Raw genomic sequence first — 14,976 nt, 5'->3', positions numbered from 1 at the left:
TGATCCGTTCTGAAGTAGGGCAGCAAATTCAGGCGTAGTGGCAGGCGACGTCTGCCGCGCCCACGCGGCGCAGGGCCGGCCGTTCGGTGGCGCACAGCTCAGTGGCGAGCGGGCAGCGGAGCCGGAACGGGCAGCCACCGGGTCCGGGAACGGCCGCGGCGCCGGTGCGGACACCCAGCGCCTCGCGGGCTTCGCGCCGGGCGGCCTGTTCGGCCGGCCGGGGCACCGGGGAGGCGGCAACCAGAGCCTGCGTGAAGGGGTGCTTCGGGTTTTCGGTGACGGCGGCCGCCGGTCCGGTTTCCATCACCTGGCCGCGGTAGAGCACCACCACGCGTTCGGCCAGGAACTGGACCACGGCGATGTCGTGGGCAATGAAAAGGTAGCTCAGGCCCCGTTCGTCGCGCAGGTCTGCCAGCAGGTTCAGGACCTGGGCCTGGGTGGAGAGGTCCAGGGCGCTGACCGCTTCGTCGCAGACCACCAGCTGGGGATCGCAGATCAGCGCGCGCGCCACGGAGATGCGTTGCCGCTGGCCGCCGGAGAACTGGCTGGGGTACCGGTCCACGGCCTCCCGCGGGAGCCCAACGCGTTCCAGCATGTCTTCCGCTTTGGCTCTCGCCTCGGCGCCGGAGACGCCGCGGAGCCGGAGCGGTTCGGCGAGGGAGGTGCCGACGGTGTTGCGCGGGTTCAGTGAAGAGTTGGGGTCCTGGAAGACGGCCCGCAGCTCCCCGCCCAAGTCCCTGCGCTGCGCCGCGTTGGCCGCGGTGGTGTCCTTGCCCTGGTAGCTGATGGAGCCGCCGGAGACCTTCTGCAGGCCTAGGATCGCCTTGCCGATGGTGGACTTTCCGGAGCCGGACTCCCCCACCAGTCCCACGGTTTCACCAGGGGCGATGCTGAAGCTGACGTGGTCGACGGCGGCGGGTGCGGCGGCTGCCTTGCGGCCCCGGCCGTAGCGGACCACCAGGTCCTTGACTTCCAGCACCGGGGTACCGGCGGCGGGTGGCGGTGTATCGCGGCGTTCCGTGACTGCGGTGCTCATGCCAGGTCCTTTTCGACAGTGGTGGTGTTCGTTGGGGTCACCGGGCTGACCGGGAGGAGCCTGGCGGCGGGCACGTCGGTGGCCAGCCAGTCCATGCCTTCAACGGCCAGCTGGTCCGCTTTGACGCAACGGACCAGGCCTTCGCCGGCGCCGGAGTACAGCAGCGGGACCGGTTCCAGGCAGGCTGAGCCGGCGAACTGGCAGCGGGCGGCGAAGCGGCAGCCCGTGGGCCAGTCCTTGGGCTGCGGGACCTGGCCGCTGATGGTTGCCAGCCGCTCGGGCATATCCTCGGCCTGGTTGGCGTGCGGATCGGCGGCGAGCAGGGCCAGGGTGTAGGGATGGCGCGGGTTGTCCAGGATGGCTGCGGTCTTCCCGTTTTCCACCACCTGCCCGGCGTACATGACGGCCACCTGGTCGCAGATGTCCGCCACCACGCCCAGGTCGTGGGTCACCATCACCACGGACATCCCGGTGTCCTTCACCAGGGCCCGGAGGAGGGACAGGATCTCGGCCTGGACCGTGACGTCCAGGGCCGTGGTGGGCTCGTCGGCCACCAGCAGCCTGGGCTGGCCGGACAGGGCCAGGGCTATGGCCACGCGCTGGGCCATGCCGCCGCTGATCTGGTGCGGGTAGGTCTTCAGGATCCGCCGGGCATCCACGATGCCCACCTTCTCCAGCAGGGCCAGGGCTTCCTTGCCCGCCGCGGCCTTGCCCATTCCGCGGAGCCGCCGGATGGTTGCGGTGAGCTGGTAGCCCACCGTGAACATCGGGTCCAGGGCCCGCATGGGCTCCTGGCTGATCAGGGCGATCTCACGGCCCCGGATGCCTTCCATCTCCTTGTCCGTGGCGGCCGCAAGGTTCCTGCCGTTCCAGAGGATCTGGCCGCCGGTCACGGAGACACCGGACGGCAGCAGGCCCAGGAGGGACAGCGCCGTCATGGTCTTGCCGCAGCCGGACTCGCCCACCAGGCCCAGGACAGTGCCCTGTTCGACGTCGAAGGAGACGTCGGTGACCAGCCGGACGCCGTTGCCCGTACCGGCGTTGTCGACGCCGACGGACAGGTTGCGAACGGAAAGGGTGCCTTTCGGCGCTTCCCCGGAAGCGCTGTCCCCGGGAGCCGGGGCGGCGGCGATGGCGGCCACGGCCTTGGCGCGCTGCCGCCGGGCTGCCGCGGACGGCAGGTGCGGGGCTGAGGCGTTGGGCGCCTTGCCCAGGGCGTTGCCGATGGCGTTGGCCGCGAGGACGGTCAGGGCCAGCACGGCACCAGTGGGCACCATCATCCAGGGGGCGTCGTAGACGTGCTGGGAAGCGCCCTGGATCATGCCGCCCCAGCTGGGCTGCGGGATGGGCGGGCCGAAGCCGATGAATGCCAGGCCGGCCTGGATGAGCATGCCGACGGCGAAGATGAGCGCCGCCTGGACCACGATGGTGTTGGCAAGGCCGGGCAGGACATGCCGGACGCTGATGCCCAGCGGCCCCACGCCGTCCACTTTTGCCGCATCCACGTACAGCTGGGACTGCAGCGATTTGGCCTGGCCCAGGATCACCCGGTAAATGCCGGCGGACATCAGGATGCCCAGGATGGCCATGACCATGGGGATGTTGGTGCCCACGGCGCCGATAACGGCCAGGATGATCACGGTGCCCGGGAGGGACATCATGACCTCGGTGATCCGGCTGATCGCGGCTTCGGTCCGCTCGCCCGCGCCGGCAGCAGCCATGGCGAGGATGGTGCCGAGTCCGACGCCGACAATCACCGTGATCATCGACGTCCCCAGGGTGCCGGCCGCGGCAGCGAAGATGCGGCTGAGGATGTCCCGGCCCAGTTCATCGGTCCCCAGCCAGTGCGCGGCGGTGGGGCCGGACAGGACGGCGGTGAAGTCCTGGTCCTCGGTCTTGAACGGGAGCCAGAGCGGCGCTGTCAGGGACGCGATGACCAGCGCCGCCAGCCACACGAGGCCGGCTACGGCTCCCGGTGACGCGAAGAGACGGTGCTTGGAAAACCTGGCGAGTACCGCCTTGCCGGCACCTGGCACGGAGGCTCCGGCCGCCGTCGTACTTCCTGCCTGGTCCGCGTCCGCGGGGGCCGGGGCAACTGTGGGGATCATGAGGCACGCAACTTCGGGTCGAGGAACTTGGTGGCCAGCTCCAGTACCAGGTTGACGGCGACCACCACCACGGTGGCGATCACCACCACGCCCTGGACGGCGGGGGCGTCGTGGGTGCTGACGGAGGATTGCACGGCTTGGCCCAGGCCAGGCATGGCGAACAGCTGTTCGGCAATGACGGAGCCGCCGAACAGGCCGATGAACTGCAGGGCGATGCCGGCCACGATGGGCAGGCTGGCGTAGCGCAGGGCGTGCACATAGAGGATCTTCCAGGTGGGGGTGGCCGTGGCCCGCAAGGTGCGGATGTGCTCCTGCTGCAGCGCCTCGAGCATGGACGCCCTGGTCTGCCTTGCGATGAACGCGGCACCGCCCACGGCCAGCGTGATTACCGGCAGCGCCAGCGACATGGCCCAGTCCTGCGGGGACACTTCGAACGGCACGTAGCCGGTGGCGGGGAAGACGGAGGACTGGACGGCGAACAGGTAGACGAAGATGATGCCCACCCAGAACGCAGGGAGTGCGACCAGGAGGCCGACGAACCCGCCGATGGCCTGGTCCAGCAGGCCGCCGCGGACGGCAGCGGTCACGCCCAGGGCGATGCCCAGGATGGCGCTGAGGATGGTGGCGCCGGCCGCGAGCGAGGCGGTGACGGGCAGGCGGCTGGCGAGGTCGGCGCTGACGGAGCGGCCGTCGATCAGCGAATTCCCCAGATTCCCCTGCACGGCGTCCCCCAGCCAGCGGAAGAACTGGGTGAAGAGCGGATCATTCCAGCCCAACTGCTGGTTGAGCTGGCTAATGGCGTCCTGGGAGGCGCCGGCACCGAGGGAAACGGCTCCCGGGCTGCCGGGCATGGCGTGCACCAGCAGGAATGCCAGCACCGCCACCACCAGCACCGTGGCGAGCGCCATCAGCAGGCGCTTGGCAACGAACAATGCCATGGTGACCTCCATTGGTCAGGCCCGGCGCCCCTTTTTATGAGGGGCGCCGGGCAGGTTGGATCAGTTGGTGGGCGTGTAGGAGGAAAGGAGCGGGTAGGCGTTGGTGCCGGCGAACTTCACCGGGGCTACCTTCTTGGTGTTGTACCCCTGGTTGGTCAGCGCCTCGTACAGCGGGATCATCCAGCCGGACTCCACCAGCCGGGTGTTCAGCTTGGTGGCGGCGGCCTTCACGGCAGCGTCGTCCTTGGCCGCGGCCAGCTCGCCGGTGGCGGCGCTGAGCTGGTCATCGGTGGCCTTCTGCACGTTGGTGAAACCGTTGAGGACGACGCCGTACATGACGCCCACCGGGTTGTCCCAGTTCAGCGGCGCGTACCCCAGGGGCGTGGTGGCGACGGCGGCGAAGGCTTCGTCGGTGGAAGCGGCCATCTTCACGTTCATGGTGATGCCGACGGCGGCGAGGTCCTTCTGGACGGCCTGGAGGTCTGTCTGGGTCTGGGCGCCGGCGATGATGGTGAATTCGAAGCCGTTGGGGTAGCCGGCCTCGGCCAGCAGGCTCTTGGCCTTGTCCGGGTTGTAGGCGAACTCGGTGTTCAGCGCGTCGGTGAACCCGGCGGAGTCCTTGGGCAGGGCGTTCCAGGCGGGGACGTCACCCTTGTGCAGGGCATCCACCAGGGCCTGGCGGTTGATGGCGTACTGGATGGCCTGGCGGACCTTTTCCTGTGCGAACGCCGGCGCGGTCTTGCCGATCTTGTCGAAGGAGATCATGGTGTTGACGGTGCCGCCCGCCTGGGAAACGCCCACTCCCTTGGACTTGGCGAAGTCCACCGTGGAGGACGTCAGCATCGCGACGTCGGCCTGCCCCGAGACCAGGGCATTGGCGCGTGCCTGGGGGTCCAAAACGACGCTGAAGACAACCTTCTTGTAGGCGAACTTGGCTGCGTCAGCGCTCTTGTCGTTCTTCACCAGGACGTACTTGTTGCCCTTCACGGTGGACGGGTCAAGGGTGTAGGGACCGGAACCGTCCGGCGTGGCAGCGAGGCTGGCGGTGTCCGTGACACCGTTTTTGCCCACGATCATTCCGGTGGTCGAGGCCAGGTTTTTCTCGAACCCGGGCTGCGGCTTGGCGAAGGTCAGGGTCACCTGGGTGGGGCTGACCACATCCACGGACGTGATTTCCTGGGCGCCGCCCTTGGCGACGGCGGAGTAGGCGGTCAGGGCGGAGTCGGACCGGCGGTCCAGGTTGGCCTTGACCAGTGCCGCGTCAAGCTTGGAGCCGTCCGTGAACGTGATGTCGTCCCTGAGGTTGAGCGTCAGGACGGTGTTGTCCGCGTTGTAGCTGAAGTCCTTGGCCAGGCCGGGACCGGTGGAGCCGTCCGGCTGGAGGGTCATCAGGCTGTCGTAGAGGCCCTCGAAGAACTGGCGTTGGGCTGCAGCAACGCGCAGGGGGTCGTAGCCGAAGGAGGCCGAGTCGCTGTCGATGGCCAGGGTCAGGCTGCTCGCATCAGCCTTCGCGGACGCCTGGGAGTTTCCGCCGCCGCAGGCGGCCAGGGAACCCATCAGCAGGGCACCGGTCAGGACGGCAGCGCTGCCGCGTGCGGTGGAGGTCATAAGTTTCATCTGGTGCGCCTTCGCATTCTTCTATGACGGTGACAAACGGAGGAAATTCGGGGGGCCGGGGCTGCCCGGCTCCCTTCAAGAATCCGCCGGAGCCTGCGGGACCAAACATGAGAATGTCATTGATTGAAAAAGTATTGTGGCGGCGGTCACGCGGCTGGACAGGATGGATGCAGGCAGTGAGGCCTGGGACGCCGGCGTGCGTCCATGATGAGAGGAACCCCTATGACCAACCCGTTTCCGCAGGACTTCCTTTGGGGCGTGGCCACCGCGGGCCACCAGGTGGAAGGCAACAACGTCAACAGCGATGTCTGGTTCCTGGAGCACCTGCCGGGCACCATCTTCGCTGAGCCTTCCGGGGATGCCGTGGACCACTACAACCGGTACCGGGAGGATATTGCACTGATCGCGGGGCTCGGTTTCACCAGCTACCGGTTCTCCCTGGAGTGGGCCCGGATCGAGCCGGAAGAAGGCCACTTTTCGGTAGCCGAACTGGACCACTACAAGCGGGTGCTCGAGGCCTGCCGGGAGCACGGGCTGACGCCGGTAGTCACGTTCCACCACTTCGCATCACCGCTCTGGCTGCTCCGTTCGGGCGGCTGGGAGGGCGAACGCACGCCGGAGCTGTTCGCGCGCTACTGCGACCGTGTCATGGCGTACCTGGGCGACCTGATCGGCGTCGCCTGCACCTTGAACGAACCCAATCTTCCGTGGCTGCTGGAATCGTTCGGCATCGGCGGGGAAGCACCGGAGAACCGCGGGAAGGTTCCCATGTGGGCGGCCGCGGCAGAACGGCTTGGCGTGGACGCCAGCACGGTTGCCCCGTTCCAGTTCTGCTCCACGGAGGCCGGCTTCAACGTCAAACTTGCGGCGCACAAGGCGGCCACCGCAGCGATCAAGGCGCACCGACCGAAGCTGCAGGTGGGCTGGACCCTGGCCAACTCGGACATCCAGTCCATCCCCGGCGGCGAAGATATTGCGGACCGGGTGCGCCGGGACGTCAACGAGCGGTTCCTGGAGGCCTCCCGCGGCGACGACTTCGTGGGCATCCAGACCTACGGCCGCACCGTGTACGGCCCGGACGGCCATGCCCCCGCTCCGGAGGGAGTGGCGGTGAACCAGATGGGTGAGGAGATCTACCCGCAGGGGCTGCAGGCAACCATCCGGGAGGCCTGGCGCGTTGCCGGCATCCCGGTGATGGTTACCGAGAACGGGCTGGCCACGGAGGATGACACCCAGCGCGTGGCCTTCCTGGAGGCGGCAGTCGACGGCGTTGCCTCCTGCCTTGCCGACGGCATCGACGTGCGGGGCTACATCGCCTGGACCGCGTTTGATAACTTCGAGTGGATTTTCGGCTACCGGCCCATGTTCGGCCTGATCGCCGTCGACCGCTCCACCCAGGAACGGACCCCGAAGGACAGTGCTCGCTGGCTGGGCAACTTCGCCCGGCAGCACACTGCATCCACGGTCACGCAGCCGGCATAGTGGCAAGCAATGGCCCGGACCGCCTTTGGCGGTCCGGGCCATTGCTTTAGCCTGCTACTGCTGCAGCCGCAGCTTTGCGAGGAAGTCCGCCATGATCAACCGCGTGTCCACGGAGGTGTAGGTCCGGCGCGAGGGCCGGGTGCCTGTTTCCGTGAAGACGGACGTGACATCGCCCAGCCCGGTGACCACCAGGGGCGCGCTGTCACCCAGGCACCACAGCGGCCCGAACGTCACGAAGTCCGGCACTTCCAGGGTGTTGAAGAGCTCCCAAAGCCACGCGCCTGCCGCGCCAGATTCCCTGAAGGCGTGGTCAAGTTCGGCCACCGGCGCAACCACCTGCCGGTACGTCTCTGCCGGGAACTGCCACACAGCCAGTTCCCGGTTCCCGAGCACGAAGTCTGCGGCGGCCGGGTCCGTGAAGTAGTTGTATTCCTCTTCATTCACCGCAGCGCCGCCCACCCACGCCAGGGTGAGGGAGGAGGCGACGGCGGGATCCAACAGGATGGCATCGGCCACATTGGTGAGGGGGCCGGCGCAGACAAGGACCAGGGGCAGTTCTCCGCCGGCCGCTGCGGCGTCAGCGATGGCCCGGGCAGCAGGGTTGTCCCGGGGTTGCCCGGTGAAGGGGGCATCGGGCCCTGCCTGCACGGCTGGGACTTCCGGCCGTTTGAGTACCCGGAGCAAGCCGGCCGCCAAATCAGCGCCCTTCTGCGCCATGCCCTGGGGCGGCCCAAACATCGGGTTGGTCAGCGAACTGGTGATGCCGACGATCCTGTTGGCGGGCGACATCGCGTGGTGGGCCAGGGCCACCAGCCCGTCCGGGTCACCCGCCCAGTCGTTATCGATCAGCACGCGGCAGCGGGGCTCCACCCGAATCATGTCCATGCTGCAAGCCTTGCGCCGGCGCGGGGCCCACAGAACGGGACTTTCCATTCACTGGAAGGCGAAGGCGCGCCGCCGGCTATCCCACCTCAGGTTCCCGGATTACCAGCACGGGGCAATGCGCATGGTGGATTGTCTGGTGGGACACGGAGCCCAGCAGCATCCCGGTGAAGCCGCCGTGGCCACGTGAACCTACCGCCACCAGGTCAGCATCCCGGGAGGCCTCGATGAGCGCCGACGCCGGGTTCCCCTCCACGATGCGCCCCGTGACCGTCACGCCCTGGTCCTTGACGCGTTCAAGTTCTTCTTCGAGGATGGCCTGGGCATCCTTCTCGAAGATGTCATAGTCCCATGCTGTGCCGAGGGCATCGCTGACATAGGGAAAGCTCCAGGCCGTCACGGCGTGCACCTCACCCGCGCGCAGCCTGGACTCTTCAATCGCCCAGTCCATCGCTGCCCTGGACTGGTCCGACCCGTCCACGCCCACCACAATCCTGAAACTTCCGCTGTCCGCCACGGTCTCCCTTTTCCTGTTGTGCTCGCATGCTCCAGACAACCAAGTTGACTTCCGGGCCGGTTCACCGCCTAGGGGCGAAGGTCCCCCGGCTCTAGATGTGGCGGAGGTAGCGTTCGGGCGAGTCCATGAACCGCCGCCAGTTCGCGACGAGCTCCAGCTCGTCCCAGGCCTGCAGGCGCAAACCCCAGGGCCCCACTTCGAGGATGGTGGCTCCGGGTAGGGCCGCCAGCACCGGGGAATGTGTGGACATCACCACCTGGGACCTGCCGTCGGCCAGCAATTCCTTCAGGACGGACAGCAGGCTGAGGCAGCCGGAGAAGGAAAGGGCAGACTCCGGTTCATCCAGGACCCACAGGCCGGGCCCATTGAACCGGTCCGCAGCCAACTGCAGGAAGGACTCCCCGTGGGACATGTCATGGAATGGAATGTCCGGATTGAACGTGCTGGGGTTCTGCTCCAGGTAGGTGTAGAAACCGTGCATGGTCTCCGCCCTGAGAAAGTACCCCCGCCGGGTGGCGCCGGCGTTACGGACAAGTCGCAGGTGGTCGCCCAGAACCGATTCGGTGCGCCGGGTGGCGTGCCGCGCGCCCGTGGACCCGCCTTCCGGGGAAAGCCCGTAGGCCAGTGCAAGGGCTTCCACCAGCGTGGATTTCCCCGACCCGTTCTCGCCAACCAGGATGGTCGCAGGGCCCAGTTCGAGCCCCTCGTCGAGGACTTGGGCTACCGGCGGCAGGACCGCGGGCCAGAGTTCCCGGTCCAGGACGTTCGCAGGATCCTCCGCCAGCCGCCGGACGGGGTAAGTGCGCAGAGGCATGGCCCCATTCTCGCAGCAAAAATATTTGCGTATGATTCCCATCCACCCGGGCCGCCGTTCCGAACCACAGCTGTAGGAATCTACAACCAAGGCTAGGAGGCGACGATGGATGCCGTTGACCAGCAGGCCCTCACCGGTGCTGTCATCAAGGAGCACGGACTGGATCTGGCACAGTTGTGGCTGGAGTTCGTCGGACTTGGCGGCGACGCCTCGGAACAACTCATCCGCGCCTATTGCGCGGGCCAGGCCACCCTTTCACCGAAGGAGCGGGACGCCCTGGCGCAGGCCGTCAATGAACACTGCGCCGCCGAGGGCCTGCTCCTGCGCGTCCCGCTCAGCAGCTATGCCCTGTTCCTCCCCCAACCGGAGCCACAGGATCCGGGGCGGAAGGGCCCTACTCGTCGAAGTAGGTAAAGGTGTCCGTCACCCCGGCCACGGACGAGATCACCGTGGCCGCCACATCGCGGAGTTTCATGTTGCGGGTGTTGGATGCTTCCCGGAGCAGCTTGAAGGCAGCGTCCTGGGTGCAGCGGTTCTGCGCCATGATGGCCCCGGTAGCCAGGTCGATCACGGTGCGGGTCCGCATGGCTGCGGTCATGCCGTCCCTGGTTTCCTCCAGCTTGAGCATGCGCAGGCAGAGCGTCAGGCCCTTGGAGGCCCGCCGCACAAACGTCTCGGCAACGTCCACGCGGTTGTCGCGGGGGTCGACGGGATGCGAGCTGTAGAACGTCAGAACGCCCTGAGCGTCCCCCTCCAGCTCCACAGGGATGCTCAGCACCGAAAGGAATCCCTGATCCTGGACGGCCTGGACATATTGCGGCCACCGCTTTTCAAGCCGCAGGTCCGCCACCAGGACCGTGCCGCCAGTCCGCATAGCCGTCAGGGCCGGCCCGTCCCCGTGCTTGAACTCCAGCTGGTTCATCACCTGCGCCGCCGGGTTGCTGCAGACCGTAGTCACGGGTTTCTTGGGCCGCAGCACTGTTATCTCACACGAGCACCCGGGGTCCGGGCTGCCGAGGCGGGCCACGGCATATGCCGCGAGATCCTGCAGGATCGCCCCGACCTCGGGGGTATGGAGGAACGACTCCTGAAGGTGCAAGGCAACGTCAGCAAAATTTTCGGCACCAGAGACGTCGGCGTTGGGCACCCGTCTTACCTCCCGGACAGTTATGAAGAGCCACAGCATCGTGGCCGCCCACTGCCGAACGGTGATGCCAGCCTACCTGTGCGGACGCCGTAACCTGTCAACCATGACGCGTCTCTCCACCCCCGCCGGGTCCATCCTCGGCAACTCCCTCGAAGCTGAAGGGACCACCATCCACCGGTTCCTTGGAATCCCCTACGCTACGCCGCCGTCGGGGGCCAACCGCTTCCTTCCTCCGGTCCCGGCAGCCCCGTGGGCAGGCGTCCTTGACTGCACTGTCCCCGGCCCCGCGGCGCCCCAGAACCTGGAGAACCCCGCTCCGCCGGGCGCCACGCCGCGCACCTGGAGCGAAGACGGCTGCCTCAACCTGAACATCTGGGCCCCGCCGCCGGCGGACGGGCCGGCCACGCCGGTGATGGTGTGGATTCACGGCGGCGCGTACCTTCTGGGCGCCAACAGTGACGCCATGTACGACGGCGCCCGGCTCGCCGCCGCGGCGGGCGTGGTGCTCGTGTCCATCAACTACCGCCTGGGCGCCCTGGGCTTCCTGCATCTGGCTGACCTGCTTGGGCCAGGGTACGAGGACTCGTCCAACGTCGCCCTGCTGGACCAGCTGGAAGCCTTGCGCTGGGTCCGCCGGAACATCGGGGCATTCGGTGGCGATCCGGAAAATGTCACTGTTTTCGGCGAGTCGGCAGGCGCCGCAGCCATCGGCACCCTGCTGGGCATGCCGGCGTCGGAAGGGCTCTTCCACCGCGCCATCATGCAGAGCGGCACCGCGGAACGGTACCGCCAGCCGGAGGAATCGGCGCGCATTACCTCGGAATTCCTGGATCTGTGCAGCCTGGACAAACCATCCGCGAAGGAACTGCTGACCCTCCCGGTGGAGCGGCTGCTGCAGGCCCAGGCCGCCCTTGAGAAGCGGCTCGCGGCAAAGACTTACGCCGTCCCACTGCCCTTCCAGCCGACCGTGGGGACACAGTCACTGCCGGTGCCGCCGCTGGACAGCGTCCGCGCCGGGCTCAACAGCGGGGTGGACCTGCTGATCGGGACCAATCTCAACGAGGGCTCCTTCGCCGTCGAAATGCGCCCGCCTGCCCCGGAGGCCCCTGGGTATCCTGACCGCGCCGCCGCCGTCCTGGCAGGGGCGGGGATTCCGTCCACCCAGGCACCGGGCTACACCGAAGCGCTGGCCCGCGTACTGTCCCGGGAGCCGGCCGGCAAGGAACTCCTGGAGGCCGCCATCGCCGATTCCGTCTACCGCCAGCCCAGCAACCGTCTTTTGGCCGCACGCCAACTGGCTGCACGGCAGCTGGTTACACGAAGCGGCGCGGCCGGGAGAGACTTCGCCTACCTGTTCACCTGGCGCAGCCCGGCCATGGGCGGAAAACTGGGCGCCTGCCACGCCCTGGACATCCCGTTCGTCTTCCGGCACCTGGACGCGCCTGAGGCTGCGTTCCTCACCCGGGGCGAGGCACCGCAGACTCTCAGCGACACCATGAGCGGAGCCTGGGCCGCCTTCGCGCACACGGGAATTCCGGCCACCACCGGGATGGGTTGGCCGGAATATGGGGACGCCCGCAGCACCATGGTGCTCGACGACGGCGTCCGGGTTGAGGACGATCCGCGCGGTGGGATCCGGGAGTTCTTCGCAGGCGTCAGACCGCTGCAAGCGAATTAAGCGTGTCCCGGATCCCGTTCAACGCGGGATCACGCAGCGAATTAAAGGCAGGCTTCAGGAGCGGCTGGATGATCTTGGCCGGCCCGTGGATGCTGAACTCGGCCGTGTACGTCACCACGGAGCCGCTCCCGTTGGGCCTGACGTCGATGGAATCGAAGGAGGTGACGGTCTTGTTCTCGCCGCGCAGTTTGATGTGGTTGTCCGTGAGCTCGATGACCTCGTAGACCAGGGTCTGGCGCTTCCCGCGAAACTCGGACTCGGCGTGGTACTTGTGGCCCACGGCAACGGGCCCCGGGGTGATTTTGTCCATCACGGGGGTGTTGGGATCCCACTTGGGGGTGTTTTCGAACTCACTCATGAAGGCAAAGGCCTTCTCTGCGGACAGGTTGGTTTCCACACTTCCGGTGACTGTGATCATCACCCCAGTGTAGGAACGGGCCTCCAGCAAGCCCAGCCCCCGCGCGGTGGGGGCTGAGACCGGTTAGCAGCCTTCGAAGTCGGTGAGGACCTTGACCTTGCCCGCCGAGGCCGACGACGGATCGAACGTGTACCCGATCCATTCCTTTGCCAGGCGGCGGGCGAGTTCGATGCCCACCACGCGCTGGCCCATGGTGAGGACCTGGCAGTCGTTGGACAGGATGGACCGCTCAACCGAGAACGAGTCGTGCGCGGCGGTGGCGCGGATGCCTTCCACCTTGTTCGCGGCGATGGCCACCCCGATGCCCGTGCCGCAGAAGAGGATGGCCCGGTCAGCCCGGCCGTCGCGGATCATCTCGCCGGCCGCAATGCCCACGTACGGGTAGGGCCTGGTGAAGTCGTCCGCAGCGTCAGTCCGGTTGACGCCGATGTCGATAACCTCGCTGACGCGGGGGTCGTTGCGGAGATCCGCGAGGACCTGGTCCTTGTAATCAACGCCGGCTTCGTCCGCGCCGACAATGAGCCGCAGCCCCATGGTGTGTCCTTCCATCGTCATTACTTTGCTCCTGCCGGCGCGGCGCCGGCTGTGGTGGTGGTGAAGTGCGGCCCTATCACGGCGAACACCATGGCCAGGGATGTGGCGCCGGGATCGGCCGTGCCCAGGCTCTTCTCGGCCAGCGGACGGGCGCGGCCCTTCAGGGGCAACAGGTCTGCCGTGGCCTCCGCTGCGGAAGCAGCTTCGCGGGCGGCGTCCTGCCAGGCCTGCCCCGGCTCGTTGCCGCCAGCCACCGCGCGGCTGAATGTGGAAGCGAACGGCAGCAGCGCGTCCACCATGGTCTTGTCACCGATTTCGGCCTTGCCCAGCTGGACGATGCGGTCCGCGAACGCCGTCACGCCGGCTGCAAGGACGCCAGCCCCGGGTGCGGCGGAGTTTCCCACCGTCTCGCCGAAGGCGCGCAGGCCCGCGCCCCACAGGACACCGGAGGTGCCGCCGGCCTTGTCCGCCCAGGCGTCGCCGGCAGCAGCCAGCACGTCGCCGGCACCTGCACCGGCGGTGAGGGCGGCGGATGCTGCGGCAGCGGCGGCGTCCACCCCGCGGACCATCCCGCGGCCATGGTCGCCGTCGCCGGCGATGGCGTCCATCCGGCCCAGCCGTTCCTCGGCGTCGTGCAGGGAAGCCTGGGCGGCCGCAATGGCCTCAACGCATGCGGCAGCGTACCCGCGGGAGGCATCCGTGGCGACGAACGCCGCTTCGGAGGCACCGGCGTCGGCCGCTTCTTCCCCGGCCGAAACGCCCGCCTGGACTGACACCGCACCGCGGCGGTAGGCCGGAGTCTCGGCGGGGGCAGCCCACAGCGGTTCCAGCTCCTCATCCAGCCAGGTGATGGTCAGCGAGACGCCGGCCATGTCCAGGCTGGTGACCAGCTCCCCCACCTCGGGCCTCACCAGGGTGTAGCCGGCGGCGCGCAGCAGCGGGGCCACCGTCCCCCAGAGCACGAAGAGTTCCTCGTGCTTGGTGGAGCCGAGCCCGTTGAGGATGACGGCGATCCTGCTTCCGGCGTCCGGAGGGGTTTCGGAGAGCACCCGGGCCACCAGCTCCTGGCCCAGTTCCTTGGCGGAGGGCAGGTCGGTGTCGTGCAGGCCCGGCTCGCCGTGGATGCCGAGGCCCAGGCCCATCTGCCCCTCCGGAAGGGTGAACAGCGGGGCGTCGGCGCCGGGGAAGGTGCAGCCGGCGAACGCGCTGCCGATGGTGCGGGTCAGGTCATTGGCCTTGCGGCCCAGGCGGACCACCTCCGCCAGGTCGGCTCCGGTTTCGGCGGCGGCCCCCATCACCTTGAAGACGGTGAAGTCACCGGCGATGCCGCGGCGCTTGGCGGATTCCGACGGCGGGGCGCTGGCGATGTCGTCAGTCACCAGGACGTTCTCCACGGCGATGCCCTCGGCGGCCAGGCGTTCGCTGGCCATGCCGAAGTTCATGACGTCGCCGGCGTAGTTGCCGTAGGTGAACACGACGCCGGCGCCGGATTCGGCGGCCTTGGCCACCGAGTAGGCCTGCTGGGCGGACGGTGAGGTGAAGATGTTGCCCACTACCGCGCCGTCGGCGAAGCCGGTGCCGATCAGCCCGGCGAACGCGGGGTAGTGGCCGGAGCCGCCGCCGGTCAGGACGGCCACTTTGGGCTCCGCCGGCCGGTAGCGGCGGACGGCGCCGCCGGGAACCTGCCGGACCAGGTCCGAGTGGACATCGCAGAAGCCTGCCAGGGCTTCCTCGGCGAACTCTGAGGGGTCGTTGAAGATTTTGGTCATGGTGGGCTCTCCGGCGTCCGGGTCTGTCAGGGCTGG

Annotated in this window: 14 protein-coding genes; 3 read left to right on the top strand and 11 right to left on the bottom strand. The window is 68.0% G+C overall.

The window, feature by feature from the left end; all coding sequences use genetic code 11:
- Nucleotides 1–28: 28 nt before the first annotated feature.
- Genes AC1DIP_RS10690 through AC1DIP_RS10675 form a run of 4 tightly spaced genes read right to left on the bottom strand, consistent with a single transcriptional unit; the run spans nt 29 to nt 5,699 of the window.
- A complete protein-coding gene (locus AC1DIP_RS10690) occupies nt 29–1,036 on the bottom strand; it encodes an oligopeptide/dipeptide ABC transporter ATP-binding protein (RefSeq protein WP_477733709.1) in 1,008 nt (335 codons plus the stop codon).
- Nucleotides 1,033–3,144: a dipeptide/oligopeptide/nickel ABC transporter permease/ATP-binding protein gene (locus AC1DIP_RS10685; RefSeq protein ID WP_477733708.1), complete on the bottom strand. Its 2,112-nt coding sequence runs from the start codon at nt 3,142–3,144 to the stop codon at nt 1,033–1,035. The genes AC1DIP_RS10690 and AC1DIP_RS10685 overlap by 4 nt, the downstream gene beginning before the upstream one ends.
- A complete protein-coding gene (locus tag AC1DIP_RS10680; protein WP_477733707.1) occupies nt 3,141–4,094 on the bottom strand; it encodes an ABC transporter permease in 954 nt (317 codons plus the stop codon). The genes AC1DIP_RS10685 and AC1DIP_RS10680 overlap by 4 nt, the downstream gene beginning before the upstream one ends.
- Before the next feature lie 48 nt (nt 4,095–4,142).
- On the bottom strand, nt 4,143–5,699 hold the full coding sequence (locus tag AC1DIP_RS10675; RefSeq protein ID WP_477733706.1) for an ABC transporter substrate-binding protein: 1,557 nt from the start codon (nt 5,697–5,699) through the stop codon (nt 4,143–4,145).
- A 222-nt stretch (nt 5,700–5,921) separates the two neighbouring features.
- Between AC1DIP_RS10675 and AC1DIP_RS10670 the strand changes: the two genes are divergently transcribed.
- On the top strand, nt 5,922–7,181 hold the full coding sequence (locus tag AC1DIP_RS10670; protein ID WP_477733705.1) for a glycoside hydrolase family 1 protein: 1,260 nt from the start codon (nt 5,922–5,924) through the stop codon (nt 7,179–7,181).
- 54 nt (nt 7,182–7,235) lie between these two features.
- Here AC1DIP_RS10670 and AC1DIP_RS10665 read toward each other — a convergent pair whose 3' ends face one another.
- The 3 genes from AC1DIP_RS10665 to AC1DIP_RS10655 form a co-directional block, all read right to left on the bottom strand.
- Nucleotides 7,236–8,066 (bottom strand): nucleoside hydrolase, encoded by an 831-nt coding sequence (locus AC1DIP_RS10665; protein ID WP_477733704.1) that lies wholly within the window; start codon nt 8,064–8,066, stop codon nt 7,236–7,238.
- Between the two features lie 76 nt (nt 8,067–8,142).
- Complete coding sequence (locus AC1DIP_RS10660; RefSeq protein ID WP_476208652.1) at nt 8,143–8,580, bottom strand: universal stress protein; 438 nt, start codon at nt 8,578–8,580, stop codon at nt 8,143–8,145.
- A 91-nt stretch (nt 8,581–8,671) separates the two neighbouring features.
- Nucleotides 8,672–9,394, bottom strand: coding sequence for an ATP-binding cassette domain-containing protein (locus AC1DIP_RS10655; protein WP_476208650.1), 723 nt, complete (start codon nt 9,392–9,394; stop codon nt 8,672–8,674).
- A gap of 105 nt (nt 9,395–9,499) precedes the next feature.
- On the opposite strand from AC1DIP_RS10655, the gene AC1DIP_RS10650 reads away from it, so the two are divergent.
- On the top strand, nt 9,500–9,808 hold the full coding sequence (locus AC1DIP_RS10650) for a hypothetical protein (protein WP_476208648.1): 309 nt from the start codon (nt 9,500–9,502) through the stop codon (nt 9,806–9,808).
- On the opposite strand, the gene AC1DIP_RS10645 is transcribed toward AC1DIP_RS10650, so the two are convergent.
- Nucleotides 9,789–10,541 carry an ANTAR domain-containing protein gene (locus tag AC1DIP_RS10645; RefSeq protein ID WP_476208646.1) on the bottom strand — a complete coding sequence of 251 codons (753 nt, stop codon included), beginning with the start codon at nt 10,539–10,541 and terminating at the stop codon, nt 9,789–9,791. The genes AC1DIP_RS10650 and AC1DIP_RS10645 overlap by 20 nt on opposite strands.
- A gap of 103 nt (nt 10,542–10,644) precedes the next feature.
- On the opposite strand from AC1DIP_RS10645, the gene AC1DIP_RS10640 reads away from it, so the two are divergent.
- Nucleotides 10,645–12,219: a carboxylesterase/lipase family protein gene (locus AC1DIP_RS10640; RefSeq protein WP_477733703.1), complete on the top strand. Its 1,575-nt coding sequence runs from the start codon at nt 10,645–10,647 to the stop codon at nt 12,217–12,219.
- Here the strand turns inward: AC1DIP_RS10640 and AC1DIP_RS10635 are convergent.
- From AC1DIP_RS10635 to AC1DIP_RS10625, 3 genes are all read right to left on the bottom strand, one after another.
- Complete coding sequence (locus tag AC1DIP_RS10635; RefSeq protein ID WP_477733702.1) at nt 12,197–12,637, bottom strand: SRPBCC family protein; 441 nt, start codon at nt 12,635–12,637, stop codon at nt 12,197–12,199. The two genes, AC1DIP_RS10640 and AC1DIP_RS10635, sit on opposite strands and share 23 nt — an antisense overlap.
- 63 nt (nt 12,638–12,700) lie before the next feature.
- On the bottom strand, nt 12,701–13,192 hold the full coding sequence (locus AC1DIP_RS10630) for an RpiB/LacA/LacB family sugar-phosphate isomerase (RefSeq protein WP_477733701.1): 492 nt from the start codon (nt 13,190–13,192) through the stop codon (nt 12,701–12,703).
- On the bottom strand, nt 13,192–14,940 hold the full coding sequence (locus AC1DIP_RS10625; RefSeq protein ID WP_477733700.1) for a dihydroxyacetone kinase family protein: 1,749 nt from the start codon (nt 14,938–14,940) through the stop codon (nt 13,192–13,194). The genes AC1DIP_RS10630 and AC1DIP_RS10625 overlap by 1 nt, the downstream gene beginning before the upstream one ends.
- Nucleotides 14,941–14,976: the final 36 nt, after the last annotated feature.

The organism is Pseudarthrobacter sp. 05T312 (assembly GCF_056396685.1).
The sequence above is the reverse complement of the archived record's forward strand: the minus strand, read 5'-3'. Positions and strand labels throughout refer to the sequence as shown.